This is a genomic window from Bifidobacterium longum subsp. infantis ATCC 15697 = JCM 1222 = DSM 20088, assembly GCF_000269965.1.
GTDB lineage: Bacteria > Actinomycetota > Actinomycetes > Actinomycetales > Bifidobacteriaceae > Bifidobacterium > Bifidobacterium infantis.
The window spans coordinates 721,190-737,744 of the sequence record NC_017219.1 but is presented as its reverse complement, the minus strand read 5'-3'; the positions used below and the strand labels follow the sequence as shown (position 1 = coordinate 737,744).

At 56.0% G+C, this 16,555-nt stretch carries 12 protein-coding genes and 2 pseudogenes; all 14 read right to left on the bottom strand.

The genetic code is table 11. The features are described from left to right. Positions 1-118: 118 nt before the first annotated feature. Complete coding sequence (locus BLIJ_RS03255) at positions 119-1,099, bottom strand: ribokinase (protein ID WP_012577038.1); 981 nt, start codon at positions 1,097-1,099, stop codon at positions 119-121. Positions 1,100-1,168: 69 nt separating this feature from the next. Beyond that, positions 1,169-1,363 (bottom strand): annotated as a pseudogene (locus tag BLIJ_RS15350) (ribokinase); the annotation flags it as partial. A gap of 2 nt (positions 1,364-1,365) precedes the next feature. After that, positions 1,366-2,781: a uridine transporter UriT gene (gene uriT, locus BLIJ_RS03250; protein ID WP_012577037.1), complete on the bottom strand. Its 1,416-nt coding sequence runs from the start codon at positions 2,779-2,781 to the stop codon at positions 1,366-1,368. 39 nt (positions 2,782-2,820) lie between these two features. Continuing rightward, positions 2,821-3,759 carry a uridine-preferring nucleoside hydrolase UriH gene (gene uriH / locus BLIJ_RS03245; RefSeq protein ID WP_012577036.1) on the bottom strand — a complete coding sequence of 313 codons (939 nt, stop codon included), beginning with the start codon at positions 3,757-3,759 and terminating at the stop codon, positions 2,821-2,823. 168 nt (positions 3,760-3,927) lie between these two features. Continuing rightward, positions 3,928-4,968, bottom strand: a complete 1,041-nt coding sequence (locus tag BLIJ_RS03240; protein WP_012577035.1) for a LacI family DNA-binding transcriptional regulator — start codon at positions 4,966-4,968, stop codon at positions 3,928-3,930. A 179-nt stretch (positions 4,969-5,147) separates the two neighbouring features. Then, positions 5,148-7,163 carry an ABC transporter ATP-binding protein gene (locus tag BLIJ_RS03235; RefSeq protein ID WP_012577034.1) on the bottom strand — a complete coding sequence of 672 codons (2,016 nt, stop codon included), beginning with the start codon at positions 7,161-7,163 and terminating at the stop codon, positions 5,148-5,150. Beyond that, entirely contained in the window at positions 7,160-9,118 is a 1,959-nt protein-coding gene (locus BLIJ_RS03230) for an ABC transporter ATP-binding protein (RefSeq protein ID WP_012577033.1), read from the bottom strand. Before BLIJ_RS03230 ends, BLIJ_RS03235 begins: the two co-directional genes overlap by 4 nt. Continuing rightward, positions 9,115-9,213 (bottom strand): annotated as a pseudogene (locus BLIJ_RS14190) (MarR family winged helix-turn-helix transcriptional regulator); the annotation flags it as partial. The pseudogene BLIJ_RS14190 and the gene BLIJ_RS03230, both read right to left, overlap by 4 nt. A gap of 210 nt (positions 9,214-9,423) precedes the next feature. Further along, a complete protein-coding gene (locus BLIJ_RS03225; RefSeq protein ID WP_012577032.1) occupies positions 9,424-11,592 on the bottom strand; it encodes a GGDEF domain-containing protein in 2,169 nt (722 codons plus the stop codon). 33 nt (positions 11,593-11,625) lie between these two features. Beyond that, positions 11,626-12,291: a DUF4956 domain-containing protein gene (locus tag BLIJ_RS03220; protein ID WP_012577031.1), complete on the bottom strand. Its 666-nt coding sequence runs from the start codon at positions 12,289-12,291 to the stop codon at positions 11,626-11,628. A gap of 92 nt (positions 12,292-12,383) precedes the next feature. Beyond that, positions 12,384-13,208: a polyphosphate polymerase domain-containing protein gene (locus BLIJ_RS03215; protein WP_012577030.1), complete on the bottom strand. Its 825-nt coding sequence runs from the start codon at positions 13,206-13,208 to the stop codon at positions 12,384-12,386. Continuing rightward, entirely contained in the window at positions 13,201-14,805 is a 1,605-nt protein-coding gene (locus BLIJ_RS03210) for a CotH kinase family protein (protein WP_231837860.1), read from the bottom strand. Before BLIJ_RS03210 ends, BLIJ_RS03215 begins: the two co-directional genes overlap by 8 nt. 43 nt (positions 14,806-14,848) lie before the next feature. Next, positions 14,849-15,007: a hypothetical protein gene (locus tag BLIJ_RS14935; protein ID WP_231837859.1), complete on the bottom strand. Its 159-nt coding sequence runs from the start codon at positions 15,005-15,007 to the stop codon at positions 14,849-14,851. Positions 15,008-15,015: 8 nt separating this feature from the next. After that, complete coding sequence (gene pelG, locus BLIJ_RS03205; protein ID WP_014484651.1) at positions 15,016-16,554, bottom strand: exopolysaccharide Pel transporter PelG; 1,539 nt, start codon at positions 16,552-16,554, stop codon at positions 15,016-15,018. Position 16,555 lies beyond the last annotated feature (1 nt).

Genomic DNA, 16,555 nt, shown 5'->3' with positions numbered 1-16,555 from the left:
AGTTCGTCGGCGAATGCCTCGGGGATTGTTCATATACGCGGCCCCTAATGCAATGGCCTCAACCAGCACGAATATGACGTGCGGGTTGAGGCCATTGAGAGAAACTACCGAAAACCGGTCAGGGCACAAATAGCTCACGAATCTGGGCGGCGGAACCGTAAGACGCTTGGGCACCCAGACCGGTAGCCGCATATGCAGAAACGAACGAAGCCAGCTGAGCCGCTTCACGCAGCTCAAAGCCTGAGGCCAGCCCTGCCAGCACGGCACCCATGAACGAGTCGCCGCAACCGGTGGTGTCCACGGCTTCGACCCGAACCGGTGCGATGCGGGTCACCGAAGCAACAGCACATGATGCATCCAGCACCATCGAGCCATCACCGCCGAGCGTCACAATCGCCCGGTCGAACCCGAGCTCCCGCATACGATCGGCCGCAGCCAGCCAGTCGAATCCGGACCAGTCGCCGTCTTCGGGTTCGGCGATACCGAACATCTGCGCCATCTCATGCTCGTTGACGAGCAGGATATCGGCAAGCTGCACCAGCTCGTCCGGCAGCACCGGCGTAAACGGTGAATTGTTGAGCAGTACCGGCACACCGGCTTCATGCCCGATACGCGCAGCCGCGGTAACGGTCTCGATCGGGCTTTCCAAGCACAGGCCAAGCACATTCGCCGAAGTCAATTCACCGCGCATCGCCTCGATATAATCAACACTGACCTGCGCATTGGAGCCCGGAGAGTAGACAATCGTGTTCTCTCCGTTCGCGTCCACGGTGATGACTGTGGTACCGCTGGCCCCCGGTACATGACGCACGTGCTGGGTATCCACGCCGGCTTCTCGCAATGCACCAAGCAGGAACTCGGCATTGGCATCGGAACCCACCGCTCCAAACATGTGAACAGTGGCGCCAATACGTGCCGCAGCAGCAGCCTGGTTGCCGGATTTGCCGCCGGGTAACACTTGCAGCGGGCCGCCGGTGACAGTCTCCCCCGGTCCGGGCAGACGCTCGGTGACCACTGTGTAATCGGCATTCATCGAACCGACGACGCAAACCGTGCCTTGGATTCGATCAAGTGCCGCAAGAATGTCAGATGCTGTCATAGCATTTCCTTTCGTTGTCGTTGACGAATAGAGCCAACGATCACTCGCCGATCTTTTTGCGGATGACGAGGCGGATTCGGTTTCCGGTGCACGGCTAGAATCCGGAATTTCAACATCACCGATGCCGTTGACGCCGTGGATGAAGGCGGAAATCTCGCCCACGGTGAAGGAATCGGTGGTGCTGGAATGTGGTAGACCCTTGTAAACCTCGACTTCCGGATGACCGAACAGTTCGGTGATGGCGAGCGCGTTACGCACACCTTTGGTCAAGCAGCTCGTTCAAGCTTGGGGATGGCGAACGAAGCCAGCAGAGCAAGGCCCAGAAGCACGGCCGACGCGATCATTGCCGCCGAGTAACCGGCAGTGCCGCCCGAGGAGCCCGCGAATGCGTTCATCACGGCATATAGCACTGCGTAGCTCAGGCCTGCGCCGAGGTTGAACGCGCCCGCATTGAGGCCGGGCAAGTATCCTGGGTTGTCGTCCGGCGACAGCACAATACCCAAACCGTTGAGCATGATGTTCGCCGTGCCCGCGTATGCCACACCGAGCACCACCGAGATAACCAGCAAGGCCCATACGCTCGGGAAGTGTGCAACGTATACGCCGAACAGCACGCCGACCAAGCTGACCAGAATGCCCACGCGGAGCATGCGATGGTAACCGAACTGGGAGGCAAGCACACCGGCGACCACGCCGAAGACCAGACCAACCAAAGCATATGGGGTCAGCGTGGCGAACGACACCACGTCGGCTCCCAATCCGGTGCCGAACTTACCGTCCTGAGCCAAGGCCGGCACAACGCCGTTCATGATGGCGAACACGCCGGTCATGGTGAGCAATGTGGTGAGCAGCAGGCCCCAGGTGCGCGGCTGCTTGAGATAGTGGGTGGTGACCATCGGTGCGGGATTGCGGTTCTCGACCTTCCAGAAGATCACGAAGGCGACCGCAGCCGCTACCACCTCGATAGCGACGAGCACCCAATTCGCGTCGCCGAGTTTCTGTATTTCATTGATGGCCAGATAGGCTGCCAGGAAGGCGATGCCAAGAACGATTGCACCGGCCCAATCCATCTTCGGGGTCTCTTTGGCCGTGCTTTCATCGGCGAACATCGACACCAGCACGATTGCGACCACGGCGACACCGACCATCACCCAGAACACGGAACGGAAGCCGAACGTGCCGGCAAGCCAGCCGCCGAGGATGGCGTCAACACCGCCAATACCGCCGTTCACCGAGGTAAGAATCGACATCAGTCGCGCATATTTGGCGTCCTCAGTCACCTTGGCGTGCAGCATGATGAGCGTCATCGGCACCACCGGTCCGCATACGCCCTGCATCACGCGACCGACCATCAGCATGGGCACATTCACGGCCAACGCCGAGACCACACAGCCGATGGCGGTGATGCTCAGCATGCCCAGCAATACTTTCTTGCGGCCTGCGAGATCGCCCAGTCGAGGCAGGAACAGTGAGAACAGCGCACATGCGGTGAAGAAGACCGTCTGGGTGAGACTGATCTGTGAACTGCTGGTGTTCAGCCCGCGCTCCATAGTGGTAAGCGCCGGCGAAAGCATGGAAGCGTTGAGCTGAAAAGCGAAGACCGACGCCATCAGCGCAGCCATCAAAGCGACAATGGACTTGCCGCCCTCATCAAGCATTTTTTCGGATCTGACTGTCGACATGACTATTCCCTTGTCCTTTTACGCATTCCTCTTCGCCCGTCAGCCGATAGCAACGATGGCATCGACAATGAGATCCCAGAACTTATCGAAGTCGAGTTTCACCGCGACCTGCGTATGGCATTCCTCGGCGGACGGTTCCGGGCCACGCAGGTCGGCAACGGTCATGCCCAGTGTCAGGTCACCGTGGATTTCGACATCCAGCGGGCAACGGCGAGTCGACACCACGCTCGGATCAATCAGATAGGCGACCGTGCAGGGATCATGCACCGGCGGATCGATGAAGTCCTGATTATCCCGATAGGTCTTGCGGAAGAAGTCCATAAGTCCGCTGGCGAAGTGCGACGAATCAGTGCCGATGGCATCAATGCGATGCTGAACCTCCGGAGTGCACAGCGCCTGATGGGTCAGATCAAGGCCAACCATGGTTAGCTTCCACGGCTCGTTGAACACGATGTGCGCGGCCTCGGGATCCACCTTGATGTTGAATTCCGCTACGGCGCTCCAATTGCCGACGTGGTATCCGCCGCCCATCAGGACGACTTCCTTGACGCGGTCTACGATGCGCGGCTCCATACGGGCGGCCATGGCGATGTTGGTCAGAGGGCCGGTCGGCACAAGCGTGATTGTTCCCGGCTCGCTGGCCATAATCGTATCGATAATCCAGTTCACGGCATGGCCGGAATCCAGTGGACGGGTGGGAACCGGCAATTCAACGCCATCCAAACCGGTCTCGCCGTGAATCGATGCGGCGACCTCCTGCTTGCGGACGAGGGGCCTATCGCAACCGGCGTGCACCGGGATGTCCGTGGCCTTCGCCATTTCCAGAACGGACCGGGCGTTGTACGTCACCTTTTCAAGGCTCTGATTGCCACCCACCGTGGTCACACCCACTAGGTCAATTTTGGGGTTGCCTACAGCAAGCATGATGGCCATGGCATCATCATGACCGGGATCGCAATCCAGAATAATTTTTTCCATCAAAGTGCTCCTTTGCTTCCATAACAGCCGCTGGGTCATCTCTGACTTCTGATGATTTAACGTTTCATCATCAGCTTATTTGATGATAAGACGTTAAATCACTATTGTCAATGCCTCATCTACCTGCGCGTCAAAGGTATCCGCGCATTCCTCTCGAAGCCGCTTGAATCACACTTCCGCTGATTGATTGGCGACGGACGCGGAACTAACCTCACCCACAGATTCGCGTTTGATGAACATCGTGGGCACGGAATGCGTGATGCCGCCATCCATGGATCCCGAACGGATGAGTTGCAGCAATAGCTCCACACCCTGCTTCCCCATCAAATCCGCCTGTTGGGAAATCACGGCGATGCGCGGCGTCATCACGGTAAACGCCGAAATATCATCGAACGACACCAACGACATGCGTTCGCCAATCGCCACCCCGCGGTCATGCAGCAGTCCAATCACCGTGAACGCATCCGGCGAATATGCGCACAATATTGCGCTCACCCCTGCACCCAGCAGCATCTCTACCGCAGCGGCACGCGATTCATAAGTGGAGTCGCAAGCTGCGACAACGCCATCGCCGTCAGCAAGCACATCGGCGGCAGCTTCCCGAAATGCGGTCTCTCGTTCGTCAATACTGAACGATTCGAGCGAAGGATGAGACATATAGCCCACATGTCGATGGCCCAGACGCACCAGTTCTTCAAGAGCCTCACGAATTCCCGTATATGGATCAGAAACCACAAACGGCACCGACTCGACACCGGGAACGCGACGATCAACGAACACCAACGGCAAGTCTCGTTGTATCAACGATTGCACTCCGGGGGATTTCACACCCTGCGGTACGACGATAGCCCCATCAATACGTTGGCCCAAAAGATTCTCGATAAACACATCCTGGCGTTCCACGCTTTCCGAAGACGTGCCAATCAGAGTGGAGACCCCATGCCGGTAGAGTTCATCCTCCATCGAAGCAACCAGATCGGCGAAATACGGATTGCGCAAATCAGGAACCAGCAGGCCAACAGTCTTAGTATCCGACGAGCGCATGGAGCGAGCACGTTGATCGGGCACATACCCCATTTCCTCAACAGTTTTCAGCACCAACTGTCGCGTATCGCTAGAAAAGCGGCCTTTATTGTGAAGTATCTGGGAAACAGCAGCAGCCGACACACCGGCACGTTGAGCAACATCCTTCAACGTCACGAACGCCATAGTCCCCTCCTTGCGGCCGATACATCGTCAAAGCAACAATTCAAATGTACTCTTTTCACCGCCAATATTCGTAATCCTGCGCCAACACACGGCTCTCAACATAGAAAACCGCACCTCAACCACCGGATGAGAATTGCTTCAACCCGATAATCGAGGTGCGGTTTTTGCTGGCGTACCGGCTACTCCAGTTCCACCGCGCCGGTGTACAGCTGGTAGTACTCGCCCTTCTGCGCGATCAGCTCGTCATGCGAGCCGCGCTCGATGATGTTGCCATGGTCGAGCACCATGATCACATCGGAGTTGCGCACGGTGGACAGGCGGTGGGCGATGACGAAGACCGTACGGCCCTTCATCAGGTTATCCATACCAGCTTGCACAACCTCTTCAGTGCGCGTATCAATCGAGGACGTGGCCTCGTCAAGGATCAGCGCGGGCGGATCGGCCACCGCCGCACGGGCAATGGAAATCAGCTGGCGCTGGCCCTGGGACAGGCCGGAACCGTCGCCTTCGAGCACCGTGTTGTATCCCTCGGGCAGCATGCGGATGAAGCTGTCCGCATTGACCAGACGCGCGGCCTCGATGCATTCCTCATCGGTGGCGTTCAGGCGGCCGTAACGGATGTTGTCCATCACGGTACCGGTGAACAGGTTCACGTCCTGCAGCACAATGCCCAAAGACCTGCGCAAATCAGGCTTCTTGATGCCGGCCACGGAGATGCCATCATATAGAATCTGACCTTGCTGGATGTCGTAGAACCGGTTGATGAGGTTGGTCACGGTGGTCTTGCCGGCACCGGTGGCGCCGACGAGCGCGATCTTCTGGCCGGGCTTGGCGAACCAGGTGATGTCGTGCAGCACCGGCTTGTCCGGGTTGTAGCCGAAGGTCACGTTGGTGAAGCGCACGTCGCCGCGCAGCAGCGTATAACGCCCATCAGGCGAGGTGATCGCCTGCTCCTTGGCCTTCATCGCCACCTCGCAGGCGGAACCGCGCAGCTTTTCTGCGGCCTTCAGAGACCTCGTACCGTCGTCGCCGACCTCACGCTTCCATGCCCAGTGGCCGGTCTCGTGGTCGACTTCGGTCATGGTGCGGCCATCCTCGCCAAGTTCCACGTTGACGAGCGTCACGGTGCCCTTGTCTTCCTCGATGGGTTCGTCCATCAGCTTGAAGATACGGGAGGCGCCGGCGAGCGCCATCATCACCATGGTCAGCTGCTGGGAGACCTGGCCGATCGGGTTGATGAACGAGCGGGATAGGGTCAGCAGGGAGACGAGCGTGCCGAGGGTGAGCGGCTTGACGCCGGTCAGGCCGATGTCGTTGACGCCGGCCAGCGAGACGGCGGCACCGACGATGGCGAGCAGGATGTAGAGCAGGTAGCCCATGTTGCCGACGACCGGCATGGTGGCGTTGCCCCAGGTGTTCGCTTCGGCGGACGCCTCGAAGAGTTCCTCGTTCTTTTCGTCAAATGTCTTCTGGGTGGCGTCCTCATGGTTGAAGACCTTGATGACCTTCTGGCCGTTGACGGATTCCTCCACGAAGGCGTTCACGTCGCCGATCCACTGCTGCTGCTTGACGAAGTAGCGGCCGGAGCGGCTCACGATCTTGCGCACGATGAAGTAGAGCAGAACGGTGAACACGATTACGAACGCGGTGAACGGAATGGACAGCCACAGCATGGACAGCAGCGCCGCGGCCGCGGAGATAATCGAGGAGAACATCTGCGGGAACGACTGCGAGATGGCCTGGCGCAGCGTATCGGTGTCGTTGGTGTAGTGGCTCATGATGTCGCCGTGCTCGTGGCTGTCGAAGTAGCGAATCGGCAGCTTCTGCTGATGGGCGAACATATCGTCACGAATCTTCTTGAGCGTGCCCTGTTCAACGGTGATGATCAGCCACTGCCAAGCCCAGGATGTCACGATACCAGCCACATACAGGCAGCCCATCAGACTGATGGCGCGCAGCAACGGAGCCCAGTCGGGGTTCGATTCCCCCACCATCGGCAGGATGTAAGTGTCAATCAGCGATTGGAGGAACAGCGCGGATCCGGCCTGCGCGGCGGCACCGACCAAAATGCACACCACGATGGCGATAACGCGCAATTTGTATTGGAAGATGTAGCCGAAGATGCGCTTGATGGTTCCGGGGTCGGCTTTGCCCATGGCGGGCTCGCGATTCTTGAAACTCTGGTCGTTGCTCATCGTGCTTCTCCTTCCTGGGTATCGGCTGCATTGGTATCAACTGCGCTGGTATCGGCCGTGGGCATGGTCACTGTCACCGTCACGGTTTCGGACGGCTCAGCGGTAGATGACTCAGCAGCCTGTTCGGCAGCGGCCAGTTCTTCGGTCTTAGCCTGGTTCTTGGTCTGGGATTCGTAAATGGAACGGTATTCATCACAAGTGGTGAGCAGTTCCTCGTGCGTGCCGGAGGCCATGATACGGCCGGAATCCATCACCAGAATCATGTCGGATTCCTGCACGGAGGCCACGCGCTGGGCAATGATGATCTTCGTGGTGTCCGGAATCTCGTTGTGGAATGCGGCGCGGATCAGCTTGTCCGTCTTGGTATCGACGGCGCTGGTCGAATCGTCGAGAATCAGAATCTTCGGCTTCTTCAGCAGCGCACGGGCGATGCACAGGCGCTGGCGCTGTCCGCCGGACACATTGGCGCCGCCCTGCTCGATGTACGTGTCGTACTTATCGGGGAATTCCTGAACGAATCCATCGGCCTGCGCGAGCTGCGCGGCATGGCGAATCTCCTCATCGGTGGCATTCGGGTCGCCCCACCTGAGGTTTTCGGCAATAGTGCCGGAGAACAGCACGTTCTTCTGCAACACCATGGCCACCTGATCGCGCAGCGCCTCAATGTCATAGTCGCGCACGTCCACGCCGCCGACCTTGAGCGAGCCAGAGCTCACGTCGTACAGTCGCGGCACCAGCTGTACCAGAGACGACTTTGCCGAACCAGTACCGCCGACGATGCCGATGGTCATGCCGGAACGAATCTTCAGGTTGATGTCGTCAAGCACGGGCTTTTCGGAACTGTCGGAGTAGCGGAAGGTGACGTGGTCGAATTCGATGGAGCCGTCGGCCATGTCAGTCACCGGGTGAGCCGGGTTCTGCACCGTGCTTTCCTCCTGCAGCACCTGGCAGATACGCTCGGCAGAAGCCTGAGAAATAATCACCATGACGAAAATCATGGACAGCATCATTATGGCCATAAGAATCTGCATGGCATAGGTGACCAGCGAAGTCAGCTCGCCGGTGGACAGGCCCAACGCCGCATTATTGCCGGAAGCGACGATCTGCCGCGCGCCCATCCATGCGATGAGAATCATCGAGGCGTAGACGCACACCATCATGATCGGCATGTTGAAGCTCATGATGCGTTCGGCCTTGGTGAAGTCCTTGAAGATGCGCTGGGAGATGCGGCCGAACTTGGAGACCTCGAAGGATTCGCGGTTATAGGACTTGACCACGCGGATGCCCTGCAGGTTCTCGTCGACCACGTTGTTCAACGCATCGTAGGTGTGAAACACGCGCTCGAACACGGGGTGCACGAGCACGACCAGACCGCACAGGCCGATGGCCAGAATCGGGATGCAGGCCAGGAACACCATGGAAATCGACGGGGAGATACGGAACGAGAACAGCCAGGCTACGACCACCATGATCGGGGCACGCACGCCCAGACGAATGATCATCATGTAGGCGTTCTGCAGGTTCGTCACGTCGGTGGTCAGTCGGGTCACGATCGAACCGGTGGAGAACCGGTCGATGTTGGTGAAGCTGAAGCCCTGCACCTTCTCGAACTGGTCCTTGCGCAGGTTCTTGGCGAAGCCCGCGCCGGCCACAGCCGCGTACTTTCCGGACAGGAAGCCGGCACCCAGCGAAACCATCGCGCACACCAGCAGAATCACGCCGAACTTGACGGTGGCCGGCATGCTGCCACCGGTGATACCCTCATCGATCAGCGAAGCCATGATGGTCGGAATCAGGATTTCCAGAATACCTTCGACCGCCACGAACACCGGAGCCAGGATGCTGGCTTTCTTGTATTCACGAATCGAATGGCCCAGCGTGCGCAGTACATGTTTGGGCTTGTCCGGTTCGACGGCTTTGCGCGCCTGCGCGATTGCCTCTGCGGTATCGCTCATTCGTTCTCCTCCTTCGTGTCAGCAACCTCCGCTCCGTCTTGATCGGGAGCCATCACCACAGGTGACTGAGGGAGCGTTTGATGTTCAAATTCATAATCAAGAGACCCATATACAAAAGTTGCACATACAACAATCGGCGCGTTGTAGTATTTCCAGCTTTTCCGATTTTGGCGTGTAGGGGCATGTGTCAGAGGCGGGTTTGGATGGCGTGCCTGAAGCCGCCGGCGTGCAGCAGGCTTCTGGTGATGGTGGTGTCGAGGTTGCGGAATCCCAGGGCTATGCCTCTGAGGGTCTCGAGCCTTCCGCTACGGCAGCACCTTATGTTCGAACACCCACATGGTCTCGTCCGCGGATCTGCTGTCGGTAAGAATCGTCAACATGAACCGCTCACCGTCGTTCCTCACGTAACCGCATTGCACTGCACCTTCCGACTTGAGCCGGCTACGGACGACATCGTAGTCAAGCAGTCGCAGGAGACCTTCTTGATATTCGGGAACAACCCTCACACAGCAAAACTCACGTAATGCTTCGCGGAAGGAACCGCCATGACCATCAAGCATACGCTGAAAGAAATCGGGCACCATGATCGAACGCTGCGTATCGGTATTCAGATTGACGATAAATGACACCGGATAACGTACATTCAGATATTCAAGCAGCATTCTCACATCCCCATTGCGCACCAGAATATTCTCAAGCTGGTTGTTGAGCATGCGGAGCTGGCGTTTGCCTCCACCATTGACGTAATGCTGTTTCTTGTCCTGGCGCATACGGATTTCCGCCTGCTTGATGAGGTCTGGAAGATCCCCTCCATCATCGGATTCGGCCATGCCTACGGATATATCCCAATCACCTTTCAGAAAATCCCGACGCATACGCGCCATCCGACGCATACTTTGGCTCACTGTATGGTTGCAGCTGATAATCACGAACTCATCACCTCCGATGCGGTAGATCCTGTCGTCCCCGAAGCAGGCACGCATCGCATTCGCAAGGCAGCACAACACTGAATCGCCCTTGGCATGTCCCAAATGGTTGTTGATTTCATGCAGTCCATTCATGTCGACGTACACCACCGTCAACGGCTTGTCATGCGGGGCCTGGATGCACTCCAAATCGTTATCGTAGGCATTGCGGTTGAGTAGTCCCGTAAGCGAGTCCCTGCGGTAATTATCGGCATCACTGCATGCCAATAGTCCCATGGGCAGATTCCGTCCGACCAGCACCACAGCCCAAGGGTCGGATGGGGAGCATGCGTGAGTGGGAACCGCCGCGAATGTGACTACGCCGGTTTTGGCCAATATCTCGCTGCGGTATATCCCCAGCACGGTTTCCTGCCTGTATAGCCGTTCCCGGATCGAAGACAAATTCAGATCGGCGAGAAATCGTCCGACATCGTCAGGATGCACCACCCGGCTGGCGGTCACCGCACGCATGTAGGCGCCGAATTCGTCGACTTCCGGATCGGGAATCACCCCATCTCGTTTGATGGCACGGTATTCGCCTGTCGCCACATTCAACCGAGATATTTCCGCCAGACCATCAGCCAGGATTTCAAAGGCGTCGGCCGCCAACGCGGAGACTCCCAACAGCACCCGGCCGTTGACGGTCACATGACCGCGATCCAGGTAATCGCACGGCATATCCCAATAGTGCCGACCGTCGGCACGCTCGGCCAACAGCGTTTCCATCCGTTTCACCGGCAGTGGAGGGTAGAAATAATACCCTTGGATGTATCCGCATCCGACTGCTTCCAGCCAATCGACCTGTTCCTTGGTCTGGGCGCCCTCGGCGATGACCATCAGATGCAGCTTCTTAGCCATCACAATTATGGATTGGATGATTTTCACGCCTTTACCGGCATTCTCCTTGCTCAGCTCGATGAACTTCGTGTCCAGTTTGATCATATCGACATTAATGTCTTTGAGCATGTTCAGCGAGGAATATGCCGAACCGAAATCATCCATCAGCACCACGATGCCTCTCGCATGCAGTTTACGGATGGTGTCCTTCACCATGGACAGGTTTTTCGCCACGGTGCTTTCGGTGATTTCCACCCGCAACAGACGCGCGTCGACGTCATATTCGTTCAACAGTCCGCCGATCATGTCGGCCACATCCATCTGGTCGATATCCATCATGGACACGTTCACGGAAACCGGTACCAGATTGCGTCCTTCACGCTCCCATCTGCCCAGCATCTCAACCACGAAGCGCCATACGAACATATCCACATGGCAGATACGCCCGGCTCTTTCCAATACCGGGACGAACCATCTTGGGGGAATCACGCCATATTTGGGGTGATTCCAGCGCACCAACGCCTCAGCTCCTACAATGGTTCCTGTCTCCGCATTGCATTTAGGCTGCAGATAACAGCAGAATTCGCCGTTTTCGAGCGCATGATCGATGTCTTCGAATGTGAAGAAAGGCACCAGCTCGTTGTCGGACGGCATTCCGCCCATTTCTGGCATGTCGGTCACTCGGTCCTCCCCTCGTCGAAAAAACTATCCGTGGTATTCGCCGTTGTACTGTATCAGTGTGACGTCCTCGACGCCGTCAATCGCACGGATACGTTCGGCGAACGTCATATCCTTGTCGTCGCAAAACACTTCAACGGCCATTTCCGTGCGTTCGCTACGCATGGTTTTGGATTTGACGAAGAATTTGGTACGTCCGAACGCGCGCGTGATCTCATCGCCAACCATATCGCCCACATAATGGATCACCGCAATGTACACGCGACCCTTGTCCTGATGCGAATAGAACAACGCCAACATGCCGATCATCACCAATCCGGCCACAATCACCAGCACATACATGCCAGCACCCGCCGCAATACCTGAAGTAATCGACCAGAACAAATACAGCAAATCCATCGGATCCTTGACCGCGGTACGGTAACGCACAATCGACAACGCACCGACCATACCTAGGGAAATCACGATATTCGTACTGATGGACAACGTGACCATGCAGGTGAGCACGGACATGCCCACCAATGTGACCGCGAAACTGCGCGAATACACCACGCCCGTGTAGAAACGGCGGTACACGTAGTAGATGATGATGCCGACGATCAACGCCACCAGCAATGCCAACGCCATTTTGGGCACATTGTATTGGGTGAAGGATTTCAGCACCGACTTTTTGATCATGTCATTAACGCTCATAACGCTGCTCTTTCTCTGTTACTTCCTTGATTCGTAACGTGTATTGTTTCGGGATACGCCAGCCGAAATGTCAGCTGATTACAGGCTCGGCTTTACAGGCTCGGCACGCTCCAACCTTCCTGCCAGTAGCCGAATCCCCGCAAATACGAGGCTTTGTCATAACAGAGCACGTATTTCGAAGCCGACGTCAACTCCTGAGCTTTGCCCGGCAACAGATCGCGTACCATCTGCGGCAGGAATTCAGTGAATTTGACTTCCATCACCAGTTTTCCAGGCTCAAGCACGGGCAATACCGGCAGTGTGGAGTCGAAAATATCGAATCCTCCAACCGCCGCACGCACATTCATATCGAAAGTGACACGCACGGTACCAGCGTCAAGAATCCACGGTTCGCGCTCATAATCGACGATCACACGCGGACGCAACACATTGCACATGCATTCCACATAAAACTCGCGGCACAATTGATGCTCGCTGTCGCGCAAAAACTCGTAATCGCCGGCAAGAATGCGGTCGAACTGCTCATGGGTGAGCGGCGCATCCTCCTTGTAAATCCAACTGTCGCTTTTGCGTTTGCGTTCCAGTTTGATCACGCGGTCGCTGTAATCGTAGATGCGAATACGGTATTTCTTGCGCAGCAGCACACCGTCGACTTTTTCCTGATACGCGGTGTTCCAATAATCGTCGAAGTACAGGCTGCGAATCATATAGCCGCCATTACCCGCATGCTTGTCAAGGCCAAGCAGCGGTGCCATGCGCACATTCAAATCGGCTTTTTGCGCGTATGAGATCAGATATTTGAGCTCATGACGGAACCGTTCCTTGGCCGTGCGCGGCGGAACGGAAAGCTCTTCGCCGACACGGTTCGCGATGCGGCCGAGCAGCGACGTGCCATGGTTGCCGCGGCCGCTACTCATTGGCATCCTCCACAATGCTGCCGTCGGCTTTCACATAGAAGCATTTGGTGCCGTAAATCTTGTTGCCGTCGGTGATGTAATGGTCGAACGCGTCTTGTGTGTAGCCTGACGCGTTGCTCACGCTCACCTTGATGAAGTACTGGCCTTCGTCAGGCATGTCCATCACGGCTTCCGGCAGCACGACATCTCTTTGCGAGAACACTACGTCGTCGCCCGCATAGTCCTTGGACACGGTGACGGCGTAACGCAGATCCTCATCGTTGAAATCGTAGGCCACATCCCAGTTGAGCCTAAGCTTGCCGTTGGCGGGAGTCGGCTTGCCGATATAGAACGGCATGGGCTTGTTGAATCCGGTTTGGTACGTCTGGTAATTCTGCTCGATTTCGCTGTGCAATTGGTCTGCCACCGTGTCGTATTGGCTTGACGTCAGGGGCTCATGCATGGAGTCGGGCATCTTCTGCACGTATGGCTCAACGATGGAACGATACTGCCGCACCATGGAATTGATGCGACCGGCGCTCATGTATTTGTATTCGTCGTTGACGGCTTTATCGAGCGCGGTGCGGAACGACTTGGTCTGCAGGCAACGTCGTAACAGTATGTTGCCCCAATAGTTGCTGATGCCGTTTTCCCAGCTTTGGCCGTCGGCACGTTGCCTGATCTCATATTCCTTGCGCATGAGCATACCGTCGTTGTCCCAGTCAAGCAGGTAAAAAGTATGCGAATTCGTAGGACTATATAGGTACACATTACGGTTTTGCGTGTCGATATTGCCGGTCAACAATTGGAATGCCATCCAATATGCGATGTTTTCGGTATCGAAATATTTGCCGAGGATTTCGCTCATCGGCACGGAATAATCATTGAGATCATTCAGCATGGCGATCAGTTTGGTATGGTCGTTGTCGCCTTTGATTTCGAGTTTTTTCTCAAATTTCGTCTGATCGTAGTCGGGATCGTCGGCAAGTTTGATCACATCTTCGTCTCGATAGAATTCAAAATCATTGACTTTGTACAACTGGCCGTTTTTGTCGAGTCCGTGCGCCTGCAATGCGGTTTTGTTGAGTTGTTCGACTTGCGTGTACAGGCCGTAATCGTCGAAGGAATCCGATCCGCTGGTCTCGTCTTTCACATACAAGTGCACGAATTGCGTGCGCAGGCCCATCATCTGGTCAATGCCCTTGATAAGGTCGTACGCCATTTTGTTGCGGAAACGCAAGCCATCGTTCACATGTTTGTTCAATGCGATGGTGCGCTGTCCACGCCACTTGCCTTTGCCGCTTTTCAACTCGATCTTGTAGTTTTTCTGCTGAAATTTACTTGACGATTGGCCTCGTATCTGCACGGTGGCGTTCGGCGCGCTTTCGCCGAAGCCGAGTTCGCCGGAGACGGGACCCTGCTCATCGCCCACCTGCAGCAGACCATTGACCTTGTAGCGTTCAACGCCCATGGCCGTATAGTCATCTGCGGAGTATTGGTTGATTTCACTCCAGCTATGGTCGGTGCCTTCCGACGAATTACCGCGCGATACCGTCAAATACATGGTTTCCACGCCGCTATCGTCATACACCTTGTATAACGATTCGTTGTCACGCAAGTGTGCGCCGTCGATGCTTTGTTCAGCGCTTTTCTTGACTTGCTCATGCGTCTGCGACGAATCCGATGATTGCGATTGCCCGCTTTCGCCAGGTGTCGAGGTCGCGCATCCGGCGCAGGAAAGCACCGTCAGTATTGCCATCAATGCCGCTATCCGCTTGACAAGCGCGGTAATGGCTTTTGCGCTGCGTCGATTCCACCATGTCATGATTTACGATTCCTCCCGATTATGCCATCCGTTTTCTGCATTATTCGCCTTGTTAGAAGACCGTGCATGCCTTGGACGATGCAATGATTGGTCGATCCGCTGTTCGCCACGTTCAAGCAGTATGCCCAATTCCGTGAAACGTCCCCGCTTTGTTTGCGCCACAATCGGCTGCTGCCCCAATACTCGGTACGGAAGATTGTCGGTATATGAGGCGAGACGGAAAGTCGCGTATATGGCAAACAACGAAGCGCCCATCAGGAAACCGAAACCGAACAGTGTCGTAGTGAAAAACTGACTGATCACCGTGAACACAACCGTTGAAACGGCAAACAATGCCGATGCCGTCAACGCACCGGAATAATCGGTGAAATACAGCAGAATCAGCATCACGGTGTTGCCGACCGCATAAAGGGCATACCCCACGCAGAGCACACGGAAATATCCGTGCATCACATCGTTGAAACCCAAAGGAAGCGCGTTCAGCACTGTTTTTTCCAACGAAATCACGGCAGCGGTCACCAGCAATTGCTTCAATGCCGTGTAATGCAATTCTCGATTGAGCACAGCCAGCATTTCGTTTTCGGCGACGGTAATGTCTTTGACCGTGCCTCCATCATTCAACAAACTGTAATACGACCGATATGTTGGGTAGAAATTGACCTCCACCGACACCACAAAATTCACCGTGGTGATCAGAATCGTCAAAAACGCCAGCATGGCGGGCACATCGTAATATGGCGCACCATAAAACAAACCCTTCACCTTGATACCAAGAGGTCCACACCAAGTGATCACCAAATGGGCGAACAGGCCGATAGTGGTGAACAATCCGGTCAACGCCAACGGCAGAAACTGATCGACCCACTGCAGAAACAGCCACGGATGCTCACGACTTTGCGGAAAATAACGATGCAACAAGAGTACATCCCACACCAGCATCACACCATAGCCAAGCACCACTGCGAACAACAGCGACTCCACAGGAGGGCATGCCAACGCAAGCAACACGCATGACGTGACGAACGCCACCAGCACCGCCGCAACAAAAGAATACAGAATGCTTTTGTAATCTTTAATGGCCGTCAAATAACTCATCGCATTCCAGTTGACGACCATTTCAAGAAACAGCCACAAACACAACACACCCTGCATCAGCGTGGCTCCAGAAAACAGCAGAAACACCGTGTACAACACCGCGCCCGCTACCAACATGATGCCGGTAGACCCCCCAAACGACGGCAGAATCATCTTCTCATCGTGATCAAACAGCATATCTGCCAAAAAACGTGTGACCGGCATCGACAGAAAACTTGTCAATACCAACGAGGAGAGCAATGTGTATGTGATCATGCATACAAGCAGATCACGGTCGGGGCGGCCCACCTGCCACCAACTGCTCACGATCAGCACGCCAAACTGCAGAAGCACGCCCAGCAGCATCGGGCCGGCGCAAATCACGCCGGCATAGCCGTAGGCTCGCAGCATCGCCATCAAGCCCCTACGATGGAACAGTTTCTTCAGTTCAAATCCAATACCGGCCATA